The sequence below is a fragment of the Rhodococcus sp. BS-15 genome (genome assembly GCF_000813105.1).
Taxonomy (GTDB): Bacteria; Actinomycetota; Actinomycetes; order Mycobacteriales; family Mycobacteriaceae; genus Rhodococcoides.
This window is the reverse complement of the sequence record NZ_BAOX01000099.1, coordinates 1-15,149: the sequence shown is the minus strand read 5'-3', so window position 1 is coordinate 15,149 and position 15,149 is coordinate 1. Positions and strand designations below refer to the sequence as shown.

Genomic DNA, 15,149 nt, shown 5'->3' with positions numbered 1-15,149 from the left:
TGGCTGCGGAACAGGGGCAGCCGCAGGCATCGACCGGCAAAGCCGCCGAGATCGCCGCCGGATACGCGTCGGAGGGCGCCGCTTTGGAATTGGGAACCGTGGTGCTGGACGGCGTCACCGATCCGTCCGCCCGTATCCGAATTCCGTTGGCCACGTTGAACAGACACGGTCTCGTGGCCGGGGCCACCGGAACCGGAAAGACGAAGACGCTCCAGGCATTGCCGAACAGCTCTGCGCCGCAGGCGTTCCCGTGGTCATGGCCGACGTCAAAGGCGACCTGTCGGGCCTGTCGAGGCCCGGTGAGGACAACGAGAAGATTCGCAGCCGCGCTGCGGACACCGGTATTGCGGACTGGGCTCCGGCCGGCCATCCGGTGGAGTTTCTCTCCCTCGGCACCGAAGGAATCGGAGTACCGGTCCGCGCCACCATTACTGCGTTCGGACCGATTCTGCTGAGCAAAGTGTTGGGGCTGAACAACACTCAGGAATCCACCCTCGGCTTGATCTTCCACTGGGCTGATTCTCAGGGGCTCGCCCTGCTCGATCTCAAGGACCTGCGGTCGGTGATCATGCACCTCACCAGTGACGAGGGCAAGGCCGACCTGAAAGGCATCGGCGGCGTCTCCTCGGCCACCGCAGGCGTCATTCTGCGCGCACTGGTCAACCTCGAAGCCGACGGTGGCGACACCTTCTTCGGCGAGCCCGAGCTCGAGACCGAGGACCTGCTGCGCGTCGGGCCGGACGGCCGAGGCATCGTCACGCTGTTCGAGCTCGGGGCGCAGGCTACGCGGCCGGTGATGTTCTCCACCTTCCTGATGTGGGTGCTGGCCGATCTGTTCCAGACGCTGCCCGAGGTGGGCGATATCGACAAGCCAAAGCTCGTCTTCATCTTCGACGAGGCGCACCTGCTCTTCGCCGATGCGTCGAAGGCGTTCCTGCAGCAGGTGGAGCAGACCGTCAAGCTCATCCGATCCAAGGGCGTCGGTGTCTTCTTCTGCACGCAGCTGCCCACCGACGTCCCCAACGATGTTCTCTCACAGTTGGGGGCGCGGATTCAGCACGCTCTGCGCGCCTTCACGCCCGATGATCAGAAGGCGTTGAACAAGACGGTGCGTACGTACCCCAAGACCGACGCCTACGACCTCGAGAAGGCACTGACGTCGTTGGGTATCGGCGAGGCCATCGTGACGGTGCTCTCGGAGCAGGGTGCCCCGACGCCCGTGGCCTGGACCAAGATTCGCCCGCCGCGTTCGTTGATGGATACCATCGGCAACGACGCCATCGCGGCGGCCGCGTCGTCGAGCACACTGTCCGCGAAGTACCGGGAGACGGTCGATCGGGAGTCGGCCTACGAGCGGATGAACGCTCGCGTGGCCGACGTGCCCGCTCCGGCCGAGAAGTTCGACATCCCGCCCCTGCCTGCGGATCTGCCGGATCTACCCCCGAGCGAGCCGGAAGGCCCGTCGGCCGCCGAGCGCATCATGGGCAACCCTGCGGTCAAGAGCTTTCTACGCTCGGCCGCCTCGGCTGCCGGGCGAGAAATTTCGCGCAGCATCTTCGGTACCGGACGCCGCCGTCGGCGCTGAGATCAGTTGCCGAGTTTCTTGTAGAAGCTGCCGATGATCGGTGCGGAGATGCTGCGCGGGCTGTACTGCCCGGCCGCAGACATGCCCTTGCTGAGCAGTCCCGGTACGACGCGCATCTTGTTCTTCTCGAGGCCGTCGAGGGACAGTTTCGCGGTGTAGGCGCTGTCGATCCACAGAAAGTCGGGAACCATCCTGTCGACGATCGAGGCCTCGGCGGGATCGGGTGTCTCGGTGCGGACAGGGCCGGGAGCGAGGAGGGTGACGTTGACACCGGTGCCCGCGAGCTCACCGCGAAGCGATTCGGAGAACGTATTGACGAAGGCCTTGGTCGCGGCGTAGGTCGTGTTGTTGGGGATGGCCATATTGCCTGCCGCCGAGCCGGTGATGAGGATGCCGCCTGCTCCTCGGCCGATCATGCCGGGCATGACCGCCAACGTGAGGTCGTGTACCGCAACGGCATTGAGCTCGACCTGGTCGCGCTCGTAGGCGGGATCGAGACCGGCCAACGGCCCGAACGTTGCAATACCTGCGTTGTTGCACAGGATCGAGATCTCGCGCTCGGACAGCTCGGTGACCAGTTCCTGTCGCTGCTGACGATTCGACAGATCCGACTGACGCACCTCGACGGCAACGCCGTGCTCGGCCGTCAGCTTGGCAGCGAGCGCCTCGAGCAGCTCGCCGCGTCGGGCCACCACGATCAGTGAATGTCCGCGGGCGGCGAGTTCGGTGGCCAGGGCTTCACCGATTCCGGAGGAGGCTCCGGTGACGACGGCGCGGGCATCTGGGCTGGGCTTGGGCAGGCTCACGGTGAGACAGGCTAGCGGACAGATCAGATCGTGGCCGCGAGCCGGGTGCCTTGCTCGATGGCCCTCTTGGCGTCGAGCTCCGCTGCGACGTCTGCACCGCCGATGATGTGCGTGGTGGTGCCCGCGGCCTTCAGTTCGTCGACCAGGTCGCGCACCGACTCCTGGCCCGCGCAGATCACGATGGTGTCGACTTCGAGAACGCGCGCACGTTCGTGCTTGTCGCCGAAGGAGATGTGCAGCCCTGCGTCGTCGATCTTCTCGTAGTTGACGCCCGAAAGCTGATGCACACCTTTGGCCTTCAGTGCAGCGCGATGGACCCAGCCGGTCGTTTTCGCCAGCCCTGCGCCGATGCGTCCCGGCTTGCGTTGCAGCAGATACACCTCACGCGGAGACGGTGCGGGAACCGGAGTCGTCAACGCCCCCGGGGCGGCCTCGGGCTCGGTGACGCCCCACTCCTGCTTCCATTCCTTCAGATCCAACGTGGGGGAGGCGTCGGTGGTGAGGAACTCGGAGATGTCGATACCGATACCGCCGGCACCGATGACCGCGACCCGATCGCCGACGGGCCTGCCGTCGCGCACCAGTTCTGCGTACGACAGCACCGACGGATGCTCGATGCCGGGGATCCGGGGAATTCGGGGGGTGACGCCGGTGGCGAGCACCACCTCGTCGAACTCGCCTGCGAGAAGTTCGGCGGCGGTGACTCGGGTGTCCAAATGAACGGCGACGTCTGCGCTACGGAGTGCGCTCGAGAAGTACCGGATCGTTTCGGCGAACTCCTCCTTACCGGGAATGAGTCGCGCAATTCCGAACTGCCCGCCGATCTCGTTCCTGGCCTCGAACAGGCTGACGGCGTGTCCGCGCTGCGCGAGATTGAGTGCAGCGGCCAGGCCCGCAGGTCCGGCTCCGACGACGGCCACCTTCTTGGTCTTCTTCGTCGGCAACAGCTGCAGGTCGATCTCACGTCCGGCACGCGGGTTGACCAGGCACGAGACCTTCTTGTGCACGAAGGCGTGGTCCAGGCAGGCCTGATTGCAGGCGATGCAGGTGTTGATCAGGTCGGCCGAATCCGTGGCGGCCTTCTCGACCCAGAACGGATCGGCCAGCATAGGCCTGGCCATCGCAATCAACTGCGCGTCGCCGCGGGCGAGGATGTTCTCGGCGATCTCGGGCATGTTGATGCGATTGGACGCGGCGACGGGGATGGCCACGTGCTTCTCGAGCTTGCCGGTGATGTCCGCAAATGCAGCCCGCGGGACGGAGGTGACGATGGTCGGCACTCGTGACTCGTGCCAGCCGATGTCGGTGTTGATGATGTTCGCACCCGCTGCTTCGACGTCCTGCGCCAGCGCGACGATGTCGTTCCAGCTCTGGCCTTCCTCCACGAGGTCGGCCATCGACAGCCGGAACACGATGAGGAAGTCGGGGCCGACAGCTGCCCTGGTCTGCCGCACGATCTCCACGGCCATCCGCCGACGGTTCTCCGCCGAACCGCCCCATTCGTCGCGTCGCTTGTTGGTGCGCTCGGAGAGGAACTGGTTGATGAAGTATCCCTCACCGCCCATGATCTCGACGCCGTCGTACCCCGCACTCCGAGCCAGCCGGGCACAGCGTACGAAGTTGCGGATCTGCCAGCGGACGCCCCTCGAGGTGAGTCGCCTGGGCCGAAAGGGGTTGATGGGGGCCTTGATCGAGGATGCCGACACACTGAACGGTTGGTACGAGTAGCGCCCGGCATGGAGGATCTGCAGCGCGATCTTGCCACCCTCGGAATGGACGGCAGCAGTGATCCGGCGATGCCGATGGGCTTCGATCCGATTGGTCAGCTTGGCTCCGAACGGCAACAGCCAACCGGTGCGATTGGGGGCATAGCCTCCGGTGATGATGAGTGCGACTCCGCCGCGGGCGCGCTCGGCGAAATAGGCCGCCAGGCGACCGGTGTCGCGGGCGCGATCTTCGAGGCCGGTGTGAATCGATCCCATGATCACGCGGTTCTTCAGCGTGGTCGCGCCGACATCCAACGGCGACAACAGAATCGGATACGGGCCAGCGGTCTGCTCGGTCTTCACAGCTTCTCCAATACCTCGGTGCACCACTCGGTGAATCCTTCTTCGACGCGAATTCCGCCGCGCAGCACCAGGTATTGATGCAACGCGGTGCCGGTGAGGGCAGCGGGGGCCGGAAAATCCTGCTTCTCGATCAGTCGATAGACGTCGAGGCGGGTGGCATGTACATCGCGATGGCGGGCGACTTCGACCTTGAGAGCATCGATGTCACCGTTGGCGGCACCGCGGATCTTGACGGCGAGTTCCTCACGAAGCTGGGAGGGATCGGTCGGGGCGGCAATCCAGCGATCGAGCTCGGCCCGGCCTGCAGCGCTGACGGAGTAGACCTTCTTGTCCGGCCGGCCGTCCTGCGCGACTGCCTCGCCGGTGATCCATCCGGCCCCGTCCATTCGCGTCAGCGTCCGGTAAATCTGTTGGTGCGTTGCGCTCCAGAAGAATCCGATGGACTTGTCGAAGCGGCGGGCGAGCTCGTATCCCGAGCCACTGAGCTCGGTGAGGGAAACCAGAATCGCGTGTTCCAAAGCCACACCCGAGAGTATGTATGCAACACGGTGCTTATGCAACTAGGTGCATCTCAACCCGCGGCCGTGGCGGTCTAGTGTTGGCAACCATGGGAACCCAGCCGGAGGCCGCTGTCGTCGGAGTCGCCACAACGCGTAAGCAGTTCACCGCCTGGGGGTTCTGGGACTGGGGCTCGGCCGCGTTCAACGCCGTTGTTCTCACGTTCGTGTTCTCGGTGTATCTCACCGACGCCGTCGGCGACGACCTGCCCGGTTCGATCTCGGCCACCACCTGGTTCAGCTGGACGATTGCGTTGTCCAGCGTCGTCATCGCGCTCCTCGCGCCGGTGTGCGGGCAGTATTTCGACGCACGCGGCAAACGCAAGTGGTTGCTCGGGGTGTTGACCGCGCTGACGGTCGTCGCCATGGCCGGCCTGTTCTTCGTTCGGGACGACTACCACTATCTGTGGCTGGGCCTGCTGCTGCTCGGTCTCGGATCCATCATGTTCGAGCTGGCGAGCATCCCGTACAACTCGATGCTGCGGCAGGTCTCCACTCCGGCGAACATCGGCCGAGTATCCGGGTTCGGTTGGTCCATGGGCTATTTCGGCGGAATCGTACTGCTGCTCCTGTGCTACGTCGGATTCATCGCCGGCGACGGCGACACCCGCGGGGCCCTCGGTCTGAGCACCGACGGCGGACTGAACATCCGGCTCGTCGCTCTACTGGCTGCCGTGTGGTTCGCCGTCTCGGCCATCCCGGTGATGTTCGCCGTTCCCGAGGTGCCGCGAGCCGTCGCCGATCCTAAGGCAGCCGAAGCCGGCTTCGCAGCCTCGTACCGAGTTCTGTTTCGCGATGTCCGTGAGCTGTGGAGCGCAGACCGCCGCGCCGTCTACTACTTGATCGCCAGTGCATTGTTCCGGGACGGACTGGCGGGCGTCTTCACCTTCGGAGCCGTGCTCGCCGTCAGCGTCTACGGCATCGGTGCAGGCGACGTTCTGCTGTTCGGCGTCGCTGCCAACGTCATCGCCGGTCTCGGAGCCATCGTCGCCGGACGGTTCGACGACAGAATCGGTCCGAAGAAGGTCATCGTCTTCTCCCTCACCTGCATGATCGCCGCCGGGACCGTTCTGCTGTTCGTCTCGGGACCGACGATGTTCTGGATCTTCGGACTGATCCTGTGCCTGTTCGTCGGACCGGCGCAGTCGTCTGCGCGCACTTTCCTGGCCCGGCTGGCTCCGCCGGGACGAGAAGGTCAGTTCTTCGGCCTGTACGCAACGACGGGACGCGCCGCGTCGTTCCTCGCGCCGTCTCTGTTCGGTCTGTTCGTGTGGATGTTCGACGCCGACCGCGCAGGTATCGCCGGGCTGATCATCGTCCTCGCTGCCGGACTGCTGGCGCTGCTGAAGGTGCGGGCTCCCGAGCGGGTCTAGACGCAGTCGATACGGGCCAGGATCTCGGCTGTCAGTTCCTCGGGCGCTTCCTCCGGGATCCAGTGCGAGATGCCGTCCAGTTCGAGAAATCGGTACGGGGCGTCGACGAATTCGCCGCAGCGCTCTGCTCCCGCTCGACCGATGGCGGTGTCGCCATTGCTCCAGACGTAGGTGGTGGGAACGGTCACCGGAGGAAGGTGTGCGAACTCCCTGGTCATCGCGGCGTACCAACTCGATGCGGCCGTCAGCGCCCCGGGGACGGTGAGGTGCCGAACGTATTCGTCATCGAGGCTCTCCGCCCCGAACATCGCGCGCAGCCGCTGGGCGTCGTTCTCGATCAGCACTCGCTCGGCCTTCTCCGGTTCTCGGAGCAGACCGAAGTACGTCGACCGCTCCTGCTGATCCGGATCCTCGCGGATGGCCCAGTTGAACGCGGCCGAATGCGGGACCGAAGCCGCCGTGAGAGTGCGGACGCGGTCCGGATGTTCGGCCGCGAGGTGCCAGGCGACCACCGCACCCCAGTCGTGTCCGACCAGATGCGCCGACGGGAGATCGAGTGCGTCGAGCAGCCCGAGGATGTCACCGGTGAGATGTTCGATGCGGTAGTGCTCGACGCCGACCGGGCGGGCACCGGGGGAGTAGCCACGCTGATTCGGGGCGATCACGCGACAACCTGCGTCGACCAAGCCGGGAGTCACCGCGGTCCACGACGCGTTGGTCTGCGGAAAGCCGTGCAGTGCAACAACCGGCACACCGCCCGACGGTCCCGACATTGCAACGTCGAACACGTACTCGCCGACTTTCACCTCGGTCATGAACTTCCCTTCGCGGCCGTCTCGTTCTTCAACGGTCAAGCCCGTCGTGGTTCCCATCGGCTCATCCCGAGCATGATCATGCGGATCTGCTTCTGGGTGCGCTCGATCAGATCCTTCTCGTTCGCACTACCCGGTCTGTCGATTTCCAACAGACCGACCACCGCAGTGAGCATCGTCGAGACGAGCAGATCAGCGGTCATCTCCAGATCGGAGACGTCCCACTGCTCGAGACCGGGCATGCGAGAGAGATCGATGGTCAGCTCGCTGACGAACAGCCGTAGCTCGGTGGCGAAGGCGCGGCGCACTTCGGTGACGCCGCCGTACCGCTCGCGACTGAGAAAACGGAACTGATCCTCGTGGGTACGGACCTGGCGAACCAGGATGCCGAAGGACTCGGTTGCCGTTTTGGCGCTCGGGTTGCGCCGGGCGTCGCGCAGCATCTGTCGCAGCATGCGCATGCTGTCCTCGACGAGAGCGACGCCGAGGTCCTCCATGGAGCGAAGTGTCGGTAGAACGCGGTGGGGACGATCCCGGCGGATCGGGCGACCTCACGCAGGCTGACGCTGGCGAAAGAACGCTCGCGTAGCAGGTCGAGGGTGCCCTCGATCAATGCCTGACGCGTGCGCTCCTTGCGCTCGGCACGGGTCCCCGGTTCTGTCACAACGTCCAGTTTATGGGCGCGCATTCTGTGATCTCCCTTCCGGTTCCTCCCCGACACCCGCAGAACTGTCGATTTGCTCTGTAACGGCGGTCACATAAACGTTGACAGGTACCGGTGTCGCTCTGCCACACTCATGTTAGTGCACAATCGTTCACTGAATGGGTCGTAGGTTTCGATCCGGTTGAGGAGGATGGAATGACGCTTCAAGAACGTCCGTCGCGGACCTCGGGTTCGCGCAAGTTCTCGCTTCTTTCCCTGTTCGAGGCCATGGCCACACCCCACGCGCTCGATCGGTACCTCGAACTCGTCGACCCCATGACGACCGTTCGTGACCTTCGCGGCGAAGTGACCGAGATACACCGGTCCACCGAAGACTCGTTGACTCTCACCATCCGTCCCACGCGTCAGTGGAAGGGATTCGAGGCCGGCCAATTCGTTCAGGTCGGCGTCGTCATCGACGGGGTTCGCCACACCCGCTGCTACTCGCCCGCCTGTTCGCAGTACCGCAAGGACGGCCGGATCGAACTGACGATCAAGGCGCATCCCGAGGGCCTGGTCTCGCAGTACCTGCACAAGAACGCGTACGTCGGCCTGGTGGTCAGCCTGTCGCAGGCGGACGGCACGTTCGAGCTTCCTCGACCACGCCCGGCAAAGACGTTGCTGATCAGCGGCGGCAGCGGCATCACGCCGGTGCTGTCCATGCTCAGGTCGCTGCTGGACGAGGGGTACAGCAGCGACCTGACCTTCCTGCACTACGCGTTCACCGAGAACGACGTCGCGTACAAGAAGGACCTCGAGAAGATCGCTGCCGAGTACGAGAACGTCAACATCGTCTTCGCGTTCACCGAGCAGAAGACGGGCGGGGACCTGTACGGGTTCTTCGGCCAGGAACATCTCGACGCAGTGGCCCCGTGGTTCGCCGAGGCCGACACCTTCCTGTGTGGACCTCCCGGACTGATGAAGGGTGTGACCTCGTTCTTCGAGGACGCAGGCCTGAGCGAGCGGCTGCACCTCGAGGAATTCACGCCCTCGTTCGCCACCGTCAGCGACGACGTCACCGGAACCACCACGTTCTCCGGCAGCGATGTCTCCTCGGAGAACGACGGCGAGACGCTGCTCGAGCAGGCCGAAGTTGCAGGACTCTCACCGGCCAACGGCTGCCGGATGGGTATCTGCTTCACCTGCACCTCGGTGAAGAAGTCCGGCTGCACCAAGAACATCAAGACCGGTGAGACCGACACCGAATCCGACAAGAAGATCCAGCTGTGCGTGTCCGTTGCCGTGGGCGACGTCGACATCGACATCTAGATCCACCCCGAACACAGACGACCCCAGACCCATCTCGACCCGATCGAATTGGAGATCATCAGATGCTCGGAACGATTCTCTCGATCCTGCCCACCACCGTTCTGCCATTCCGCCGCAACGAGACCCTGCCGGACGAGCCGACCGTGCTGACCTACGAACAGGTCCAGGAACTCGGCCGCGAACTCGACGACCTGCGGGCCCGTACCGTCGCCAAGCTCGGCGACGAGGACCGCGAATACATCTACAAGATCATCAAGGCGCAGCGCGGCCTCGAGATCACCGGACGCGCATTGATGTACCTGCCCTTCCTCCCGCCTGCATGGCTGGCCGGTGTCGGTGCCCTCGGGGTGGCGAAGATTCTCGACAACATGGAAATCGGCCACAACGTCATGCACGGTCAGTACGACTGGATGCGCGAGCCCGGCCTCAACTCCGAGGTGTTCGAGTGGGACACCGTCTGCCCGGCAGATCAGTGGAAGCACTCGCACAACTACATGCACCACACGTTCACCAACATCGTCGGCATGGACCGCGACATCGGTTACGGCGTCCTGCGTATGGACCAGGATCAGAAGTGGAACCCGTACTACCTCGGTAACCCGGTCTACGCGTTCCTGCTGATGACGTTCTTCGAGTGGGGCGTGATGCTGCACGACCTCGAGACCGAGAACATCGTTGCGGGTAAGCGCAAGTGGCACGACGTCAAGCCGCTGCTGCAGGGCATGTGGCGCAAGGCGGGCAAGCAGGCGCTCAAGGATTACGTGATCTTCCCCGCGCTGACCGGCCCGTTCTTCGTCTCGACCGTGGTCGGCAACGTCGCCGCGAACCTCATCCGCAACGTGTGGACCTACTCGATCATCTTCTGTGGCCACTTCCCGACCGGAGTCCAGACGTTCAGCCAGGAAGAGACTGCCGAAGAGACCCGCGGCGAGTGGTACGTGCGTCAGATGCTGGGATCGGCCAACATCGAGGGCACCCCGCTGTTCCACATCATGTCGGGCAACCTCTCGCACCAGATCGAGCACCACCTGTTCCCCGATCTGCCTGCGCATCGGTACCCGCAGATCGCGCCCGAGGTCAAGGCTCTGTGCGAGAAGTACGACCTGCCGTACAACACCGGCGGCTTCTTCCATCAGATCGGTACCGTGTGGGGCAAGATCTTCAAGCTCGCGCTGCCCAACTCGCTCACGGGATCGGCGGCTCCGGCCGGTGTTATCGTCGAGCGTGAGAAGACCAGCGCAGCGTGACGACTTCGAAGGGGGCGGTCCTGTTGGTAGGAAAGTTCGAGCGCAACAAGGACACCGTGCAGGAATTCACCGAATCGGCCGCGGAGCACGTCGGCCGGATCGTGGTGATCATCGCCGGAGCCGTCCGCGACGTCACTCGTGAGATCGGTGACCTGATCACCGATGGAATCGAAATGCGTGAGGCGGCGAAGAAGGCGGAGCGTGACGCACCGCTGGGCACCGTGATCAACGGCGAGTTCGAGACCCGCGAACGGTAGAGCAGTACCAGACAGATAGACGAGAGCGCCGCCCGAGCATTGCTCGGGCGGCGCTCTCGTGTACCCGCGGTCAGCGTGCGCGCAGCCGCCACAACGACGTGGTTTCGCGCGAGCGTGCCTCGTGCAGCACATCGGAGCTGTCGGTGACGCGAGAATGCGTCGGGGTGGTGTCGGTGCGGCCGACGACGGCCAGGCCAGCAGCGTCGATGGCGGTGAGAAGGTCTGCGCGAGTAACTAATTCGAGCAGCTCGGCGAGGTCGGAGACCACCAACCATGCCTCACCGTGAGGTGTCAGATGCCCGCGGAGTCGGCTCAGGAAGGATTTGAGCATGCGCGAGCCGGGGTCGTACACCGCATGTTCGATGCCCGATGTCGGCTTCGTAGGAATCCAGGGTGGATTGCACACGATCAGTCCCGCGCGCCCGGACGGGAAGATGTCGGCCTGCACCACCTCGACCCGATCGGCGTACCCGAGAGCATCGATGTTGGCTCGTGCGCACGCGACCGACCGCGGATCCTTGTCGGTCGCGACCACCGCGGTCACGCCGCGGCGGGCGAGTACCGCAGCCAGAACGCCCGAGCCGGTACCGATGTCGAACGCTCGGTCCGTGTCCGGCAGCGGGGCGTCGGCGACGAGCTGAACGTACTCGCCGCGGACAGGAGAGAAGACTCCGTAGTGTGGGTGGATCGAGGCGTCGAGCGCCGGAACGAAGACGCCCTTGCGGTGCCACTCGTGTGCACCGACCATGCCGAGGAGTTCGCGCAACGAGAGCACACACGGCGCAGCGTCCGGGCCGAGAGCTTCCGTCACGGCCGCCTGCACGTCCGGTGCCCGGCCGAGATCGAGACGGACATCCGAATCGAGTTCCACCAGAAGCATTCCCAGCACTCGCGCACGTCTGGCTTGGTACTGGCGGTGCAGATGGAACCGCTCCGCACCCGACGCATTCGGCAGGTGTTTGGCGGCCGGTACTCGCCGGGTCATCGCCGACAACAGCTGCCGAGCGTTGTTGTAATCGCCGCGCCACAACAGAGCCTCACCGATCGTGGCCATCTTGTACGCCACGTCGGCGGTCGTCGAATCGTTCACGATCCGCACCACACGGGGCGGGGGAGCGCCGTTCTCGGACTGCCAGCGCGACGTCCGGTCGCTACCGTCCTCGGTCCACGTGATGGACGATGCTGCGTTCTCGGTCATGCTGCTGTGTGCGGGTACTCCGCACTGCGGTGTTGGAACGCAAGGATATTGGGGTTCACGATGACGCCGTTCCTGATCTCGATCGATCGCTCGATGGTGGCGTCACTGCTCCAGGCCGAGGGGCCGTCGAGGACGGTTCGCAGATACGGCAGCAATGATTCGCTGATCTCCCAGGTGGCCGAGTTCCACAGATAGGACGGGCTGTGGTCGACGGCGTAGTACTTGATGTTGTCGCCGACGGTGAACATGGGATCGGTGAACGAGGTGGGCCTGGCCCACTCGAATCCCATTCCCTCGTCGCAGGAGACGTCGACCACGAGTGTGCCCGGTGCGAGAGTCGGCAGATCGTCGTTCATCAGGAATGTCAGCGGCGCATTGGTGTCCTGCAGAACACAATTGACGATCACGTCGTGGTCGGCGAGGAACTGGGAGAGTGGCACCCGTCCCTCGGGCGTGAGAGCTCGGCTCTGCCTGGGATCAGCGTCGTCGAGATCGAAATTCACGATGTTGGCCGAGTGAATGGGCGAACTCACGGCCGTGACACCGCGTTGCGTCAAGACATCGACGTCGTGGATGCCGTGCGCGTTCAGTGCAGTGACCGCGCCGCGGGCCGTGGCCCCGAAGCCGATGACCGCGGCACGCAACCTTCGGCCGTAGTCGCCGGTGGATCCGATCAATTGCAGGGCGTGCAGCACCGAGCAGTAGCCGGCCAGTTCGTTGTTCTTGTGGAACACATGGAGATTGAACCAGCCGTCGGGCGTCCAGTGATTCATGGCCTCGAACGCGATCAGTGTCAGCTTGCGTTCGACGGCGATCTGGGTGAGTGCCCGATCCTGGACGCAGTGCGGCCAACCCCACAGCGTTTGTCCGGGGCGTAGCGCAGCGAGATCCTCGGCCTGCGGTTTCGGCAGCAGAATCACATCGCACCGAGCGATGAGTTCGGCACGCGTGCGAATGCCCGCCACCTGTGCGGCCAAGTGCTCGTCGGACAGTCCGAACGGCTCGCCGTAGCCGGATTCGAGAAACATGCGGGCTCGGATGTCGGCGTCGATGCGATCGAGATGAAGTGGATGAATCGGAAGTCGCCGCTCGTTCGGCTTGCGTGAACGTGAGAGGACTCCGAGAGTGAGCTGATGCACGTATGACCCTTCGTTACCCGAAGTCAACCACAGCGGGCCGAAGCGTCTTGCGTTTGTGCTGGTCAGAGGGTGCCCCCGGCAGGATTCGAACCTGCGACCAAGGGATTAGAAGGCCCTTGCTCTATCCCCTGAGCTACGGAGGCTGGCGCGTGCGGGCGGACCCGCTCGAGCACGGTTGACGAGTGTACCTTTCCGCTCGTGCCGTCGAAGCAGGCACGGGTTGAGCTGGCATCCTGAGGGGAGCCGGCGTCCTCGGAATCGTTCCGACCGATGCCGAAGGAGGTTCGATGCACGACATCCTGGACGACGTACTGCACATCTGGCAGTCCGGCGACGTGGCTGCAGTCGCCACGGTGATCCGCACGTTCGACTCCGCGCCGCGTCCCGTCGGCGCGTCGATGGTCGTCGGTTCGGACGGTGCCGTGTCCGGCTCGGTCTCGGGCGGCTGTGTGGAGGGTGCGGTCTACGAACTCGCGCAGGACGTGATGGTGTCCGGTGCTCCGGTACTCACTCGATACGGGATATCCGACGACGACGCCTTTGCCGTCGGGCTCACCTGCGGCGGAACCCTGGACGTATTCGTGCAGGGGATCTCTCGGCGCACGTTTCCCGAATTGGATGCTCTCGTCGCGGACGTTCGCGGCAACGTGCCCGTGGCGGTGGCGACGGTGGTCGCGCACGCCGATCCGGAACGACTCGGCCGAAGAATTCTCGTCGGAGAATCGGGCACCAGGGGCTCGCTCGGCAGCGCGCGTACCGACGATGCCGTCGCCGACGACGCGAAAGGGCTTCTCGCATCAGGTCGTTCGGCCGTCCTGACCTACGGACCGGACGGGCAGCGTCGGGGCGAGGGGATGGACGTGTTCGTCTCGAGCCACGCTCCGCCGCCGCGAATGCTCGTGTTCGGAGCCATCGATTTCGCTGCCGCGGTCGCGCAGCAGGGTGCCTTTCTCGGCTACCGCGTCACCGTCTGCGACGCACGGGCGGTGTTCGCGACCCCACAGCGGTTTCCCGCCGCCGAACAGGTCGTGGTCGCGTGGCCGCACGATTACCTGTCCGAGCAGTTCGCGGCGGGTGAGGTGGACGAACGCACCGTCGTCTGTGTACTGACGCACGACCCGAAATTCGACGTGCCACTGCTCGAGGTGGCGTTGCGCATTCCAGCCCTGGCGTTCATCGGGGCGATGGGATCACGCCGCACCCACGACGACCGCATAGCTCGACTGCGAGCGGCGGGGCTGACGGAGAGCGAACTCACTCGGCTGGCGAGTCCGATCGGGCTCGACCTCGGAGCGCGGACGCCCCAGGAGACAGCGGTATCGATCGCAGCGGAGATCATCGCCCACCGTTGGGGCGGTACCGGTGAACCGCTGCGCGCCCGACACGGTCGCATCCATCACGACGCGACCGAAGCCGTGAGTACGGCCAAGTACGACGCTGTGTAGGACTCGCGTTTCGACTACCGCCGATCACCTCTTACTCTGGTGGTATGGCAACACCGGATCTCGAGAAGACCGAACCCTCGACCGCTGAACTCCAGGCGGACGATGTCCGGGCGGATGGGGATCCGCGTTCGGCCACCACGACGGTGTTCGTCACTGCCGGCGTGATCGCCGGTGTGGTTGCCGCGCTCATCGTGATGCTCTCCGCCTCCGATGCCTTGGTGTTGCTCGGAATCCCGGACCCGGGCCCGGCCACGACTTACGGTCTGCCTGCCTGCGGGCGATCGGCGAGATCGCCGCCGTCATCGCCATCGGATCGTTCCTGCTGGCCGCGTTCCTCGTGCCGCCGCAGAAGAACGGCGTGCTCGACGTCGACGGCTACCGCGCCGTGCGCACCGGTTCGGTCGCCTCGATCGTCTGGGCCGTCTGCGCGCTGCTCCTCGTGCCGCTGACACTGTCCGACACCTCGGGGCAGCCGTTCGCCGAAGCCATCAAGCCCGCGAATCTCTGGATCGCACTCGACCAGGTGGAGATCGCCAGCGCCTGGCGTTGGACGGCCATCATGGCCGTTGTGCTCGCTATCGCGTCGCGCACGGTGTTGCGATGGGCCTGGACGCCCGCGCTGCTCGGGTTCTCCCTGGCGACGCTGCTGCCCATCGCGCTGAGCGGGCACTCCTCGGCGGGCGGATCGC

General features: G+C 64.8%; 11 protein-coding genes, 1 tRNA gene and 3 pseudogenes. 7 read left to right on the top strand and 8 right to left on the bottom strand.

Annotated features, from left to right (window positions below):
* The first annotated feature begins 50 nt into the window (after positions 1–50).
* Positions 51–1,585: pseudogene (locus RHBS_RS13395) on the top strand (helicase HerA-like domain-containing protein).
* Positions 1,586–1,587: 2 nt separating this feature from the next.
* On the opposite strand, the gene cmrA reads toward RHBS_RS13395, so the two are convergent.
* The 3 genes from cmrA to RHBS_RS13380 are packed head-to-tail and all read right to left on the bottom strand — an operon-like array spanning position 1,588 to position 4,984.
* Entirely contained in the window at positions 1,588–2,391 is an 804-nt protein-coding gene (gene cmrA / locus RHBS_RS13390) for a mycolate reductase (protein ID WP_128645783.1), read from the bottom strand.
* 23 nt (positions 2,392–2,414) lie between these two features.
* On the bottom strand, positions 2,415–4,460 hold the full coding sequence (locus RHBS_RS13385) for an NADPH-dependent 2,4-dienoyl-CoA reductase (protein ID WP_128645782.1): 2,046 nt from the start codon (positions 4,458–4,460) through the stop codon (positions 2,415–2,417).
* Complete coding sequence (locus tag RHBS_RS13380; protein ID WP_037193201.1) at positions 4,457–4,984, bottom strand: PadR family transcriptional regulator; 528 nt, start codon at positions 4,982–4,984, stop codon at positions 4,457–4,459. The genes RHBS_RS13385 and RHBS_RS13380 overlap by 4 nt, the downstream gene beginning before the upstream one ends.
* 83 nt (positions 4,985–5,067) lie before the next feature.
* Between RHBS_RS13380 and RHBS_RS13375 the strand changes: the two genes are divergently transcribed.
* Entirely contained in the window at positions 5,068–6,390 is a 1,323-nt protein-coding gene (locus tag RHBS_RS13375; RefSeq protein ID WP_128645781.1) for an MFS transporter, read from the top strand.
* Here RHBS_RS13375 and RHBS_RS13370 read toward each other — a convergent pair.
* Together RHBS_RS13370 and RHBS_RS13365 are read right to left on the bottom strand one after the other, a co-directional pair.
* Positions 6,387–7,205: an alpha/beta fold hydrolase gene (locus RHBS_RS13370; RefSeq protein WP_121872306.1), complete on the bottom strand. Its 819-nt coding sequence runs from the start codon at positions 7,203–7,205 to the stop codon at positions 6,387–6,389. The genes RHBS_RS13375 and RHBS_RS13370 overlap by 4 nt on opposite strands.
* 35 nt (positions 7,206–7,240) lie before the next feature.
* Positions 7,241–7,890: pseudogene (locus RHBS_RS13365) on the bottom strand (TetR family transcriptional regulator).
* A 171-nt stretch (positions 7,891–8,061) separates the two neighbouring features.
* Between RHBS_RS13365 and RHBS_RS13360 the strand changes: the two are divergent.
* The 3 genes from RHBS_RS13360 (at position 8,062) to RHBS_RS13350 (ending at position 10,678) form a co-directional block, all read left to right on the top strand.
* A complete protein-coding gene (locus RHBS_RS13360; RefSeq protein ID WP_121869433.1) occupies positions 8,062–9,174 on the top strand; it encodes a ferredoxin reductase in 1,113 nt (370 codons plus the stop codon).
* Positions 9,175–9,236: 62 nt separating this feature from the next.
* Positions 9,237–10,421 carry an acyl-CoA desaturase gene (locus RHBS_RS13355; protein ID WP_121869434.1) on the top strand — a complete coding sequence of 395 codons (1,185 nt, stop codon included), beginning with the start codon at positions 9,237–9,239 and terminating at the stop codon, positions 10,419–10,421.
* 23 nt (positions 10,422–10,444) lie between these two features.
* Positions 10,445–10,678 (top strand): hypothetical protein, encoded by a 234-nt coding sequence (locus tag RHBS_RS13350; protein WP_094612967.1) that lies wholly within the window; start codon positions 10,445–10,447, stop codon positions 10,676–10,678.
* Positions 10,679–10,748: 70 nt separating this feature from the next.
* Here RHBS_RS13350 and RHBS_RS13345 read toward each other — a convergent pair whose 3' ends face one another.
* From RHBS_RS13345 to RHBS_RS13335, 3 genes are all read right to left on the bottom strand, one after another.
* Entirely contained in the window at positions 10,749–11,876 is a 1,128-nt protein-coding gene (locus tag RHBS_RS13345) for a class I SAM-dependent methyltransferase (RefSeq protein ID WP_121869435.1), read from the bottom strand.
* Positions 11,873–13,015 (bottom strand): N(5)-(carboxyethyl)ornithine synthase, encoded by a 1,143-nt coding sequence (locus tag RHBS_RS13340; RefSeq protein ID WP_121869436.1) that lies wholly within the window; start codon positions 13,013–13,015, stop codon positions 11,873–11,875. The genes RHBS_RS13345 and RHBS_RS13340 overlap by 4 nt, the downstream gene beginning before the upstream one ends.
* 70 nt (positions 13,016–13,085) lie before the next feature.
* A tRNA-Arg gene (locus RHBS_RS13335) sits at positions 13,086–13,158 on the bottom strand.
* Positions 13,159–13,302: 144 nt separating this feature from the next.
* Here RHBS_RS13335 and RHBS_RS13330 point away from each other — a divergent pair.
* Both RHBS_RS13330 and RHBS_RS13325 read left to right on the top strand, forming a co-directional pair.
* Positions 13,303–14,460, top strand: a complete 1,158-nt coding sequence (locus RHBS_RS13330) for an XdhC family protein (RefSeq protein ID WP_121869437.1) — start codon at positions 13,303–13,305, stop codon at positions 14,458–14,460.
* A gap of 44 nt (positions 14,461–14,504) precedes the next feature.
* Positions 14,505–15,149, top strand: a pseudogene (locus RHBS_RS13325) (copper resistance protein CopD); the annotation flags it as partial.

What these genes read in the sequence shown, in the direction of transcription:
- RHBS_RS13370 (WP_121872306.1), bottom strand. Translation starts at nt 7,205, where the DNA reads ATGACCGAGGTGAAAGTCGGCGAGTACGTGTTCGACGTTGCAATGTCG.
- RHBS_RS13375 (WP_128645781.1), top strand. Translation starts at nt 5,068, where the DNA reads ATGGGAACCCAGCCGGAGGCCGCTGTCGTCGGAGTCGCCACAACGCGT.
- RHBS_RS13330 (WP_121869437.1), top strand. Translation starts at nt 13,303, where the DNA reads ATGCACGACATCCTGGACGACGTACTGCACATCTGGCAGTCCGGCGAC.
- RHBS_RS13345 (WP_121869435.1), bottom strand. Translation starts at nt 11,876, where the DNA reads ATGACCGAGAACGCAGCATCGTCCATCACGTGGACCGAGGACGGTAGC.
- RHBS_RS13355 (WP_121869434.1), top strand. Translation starts at nt 9,237, where the DNA reads ATGCTCGGAACGATTCTCTCGATCCTGCCCACCACCGTTCTGCCATTC.
- RHBS_RS13360 (WP_121869433.1), top strand. Translation starts at nt 8,062, where the DNA reads ATGACGCTTCAAGAACGTCCGTCGCGGACCTCGGGTTCGCGCAAGTTC.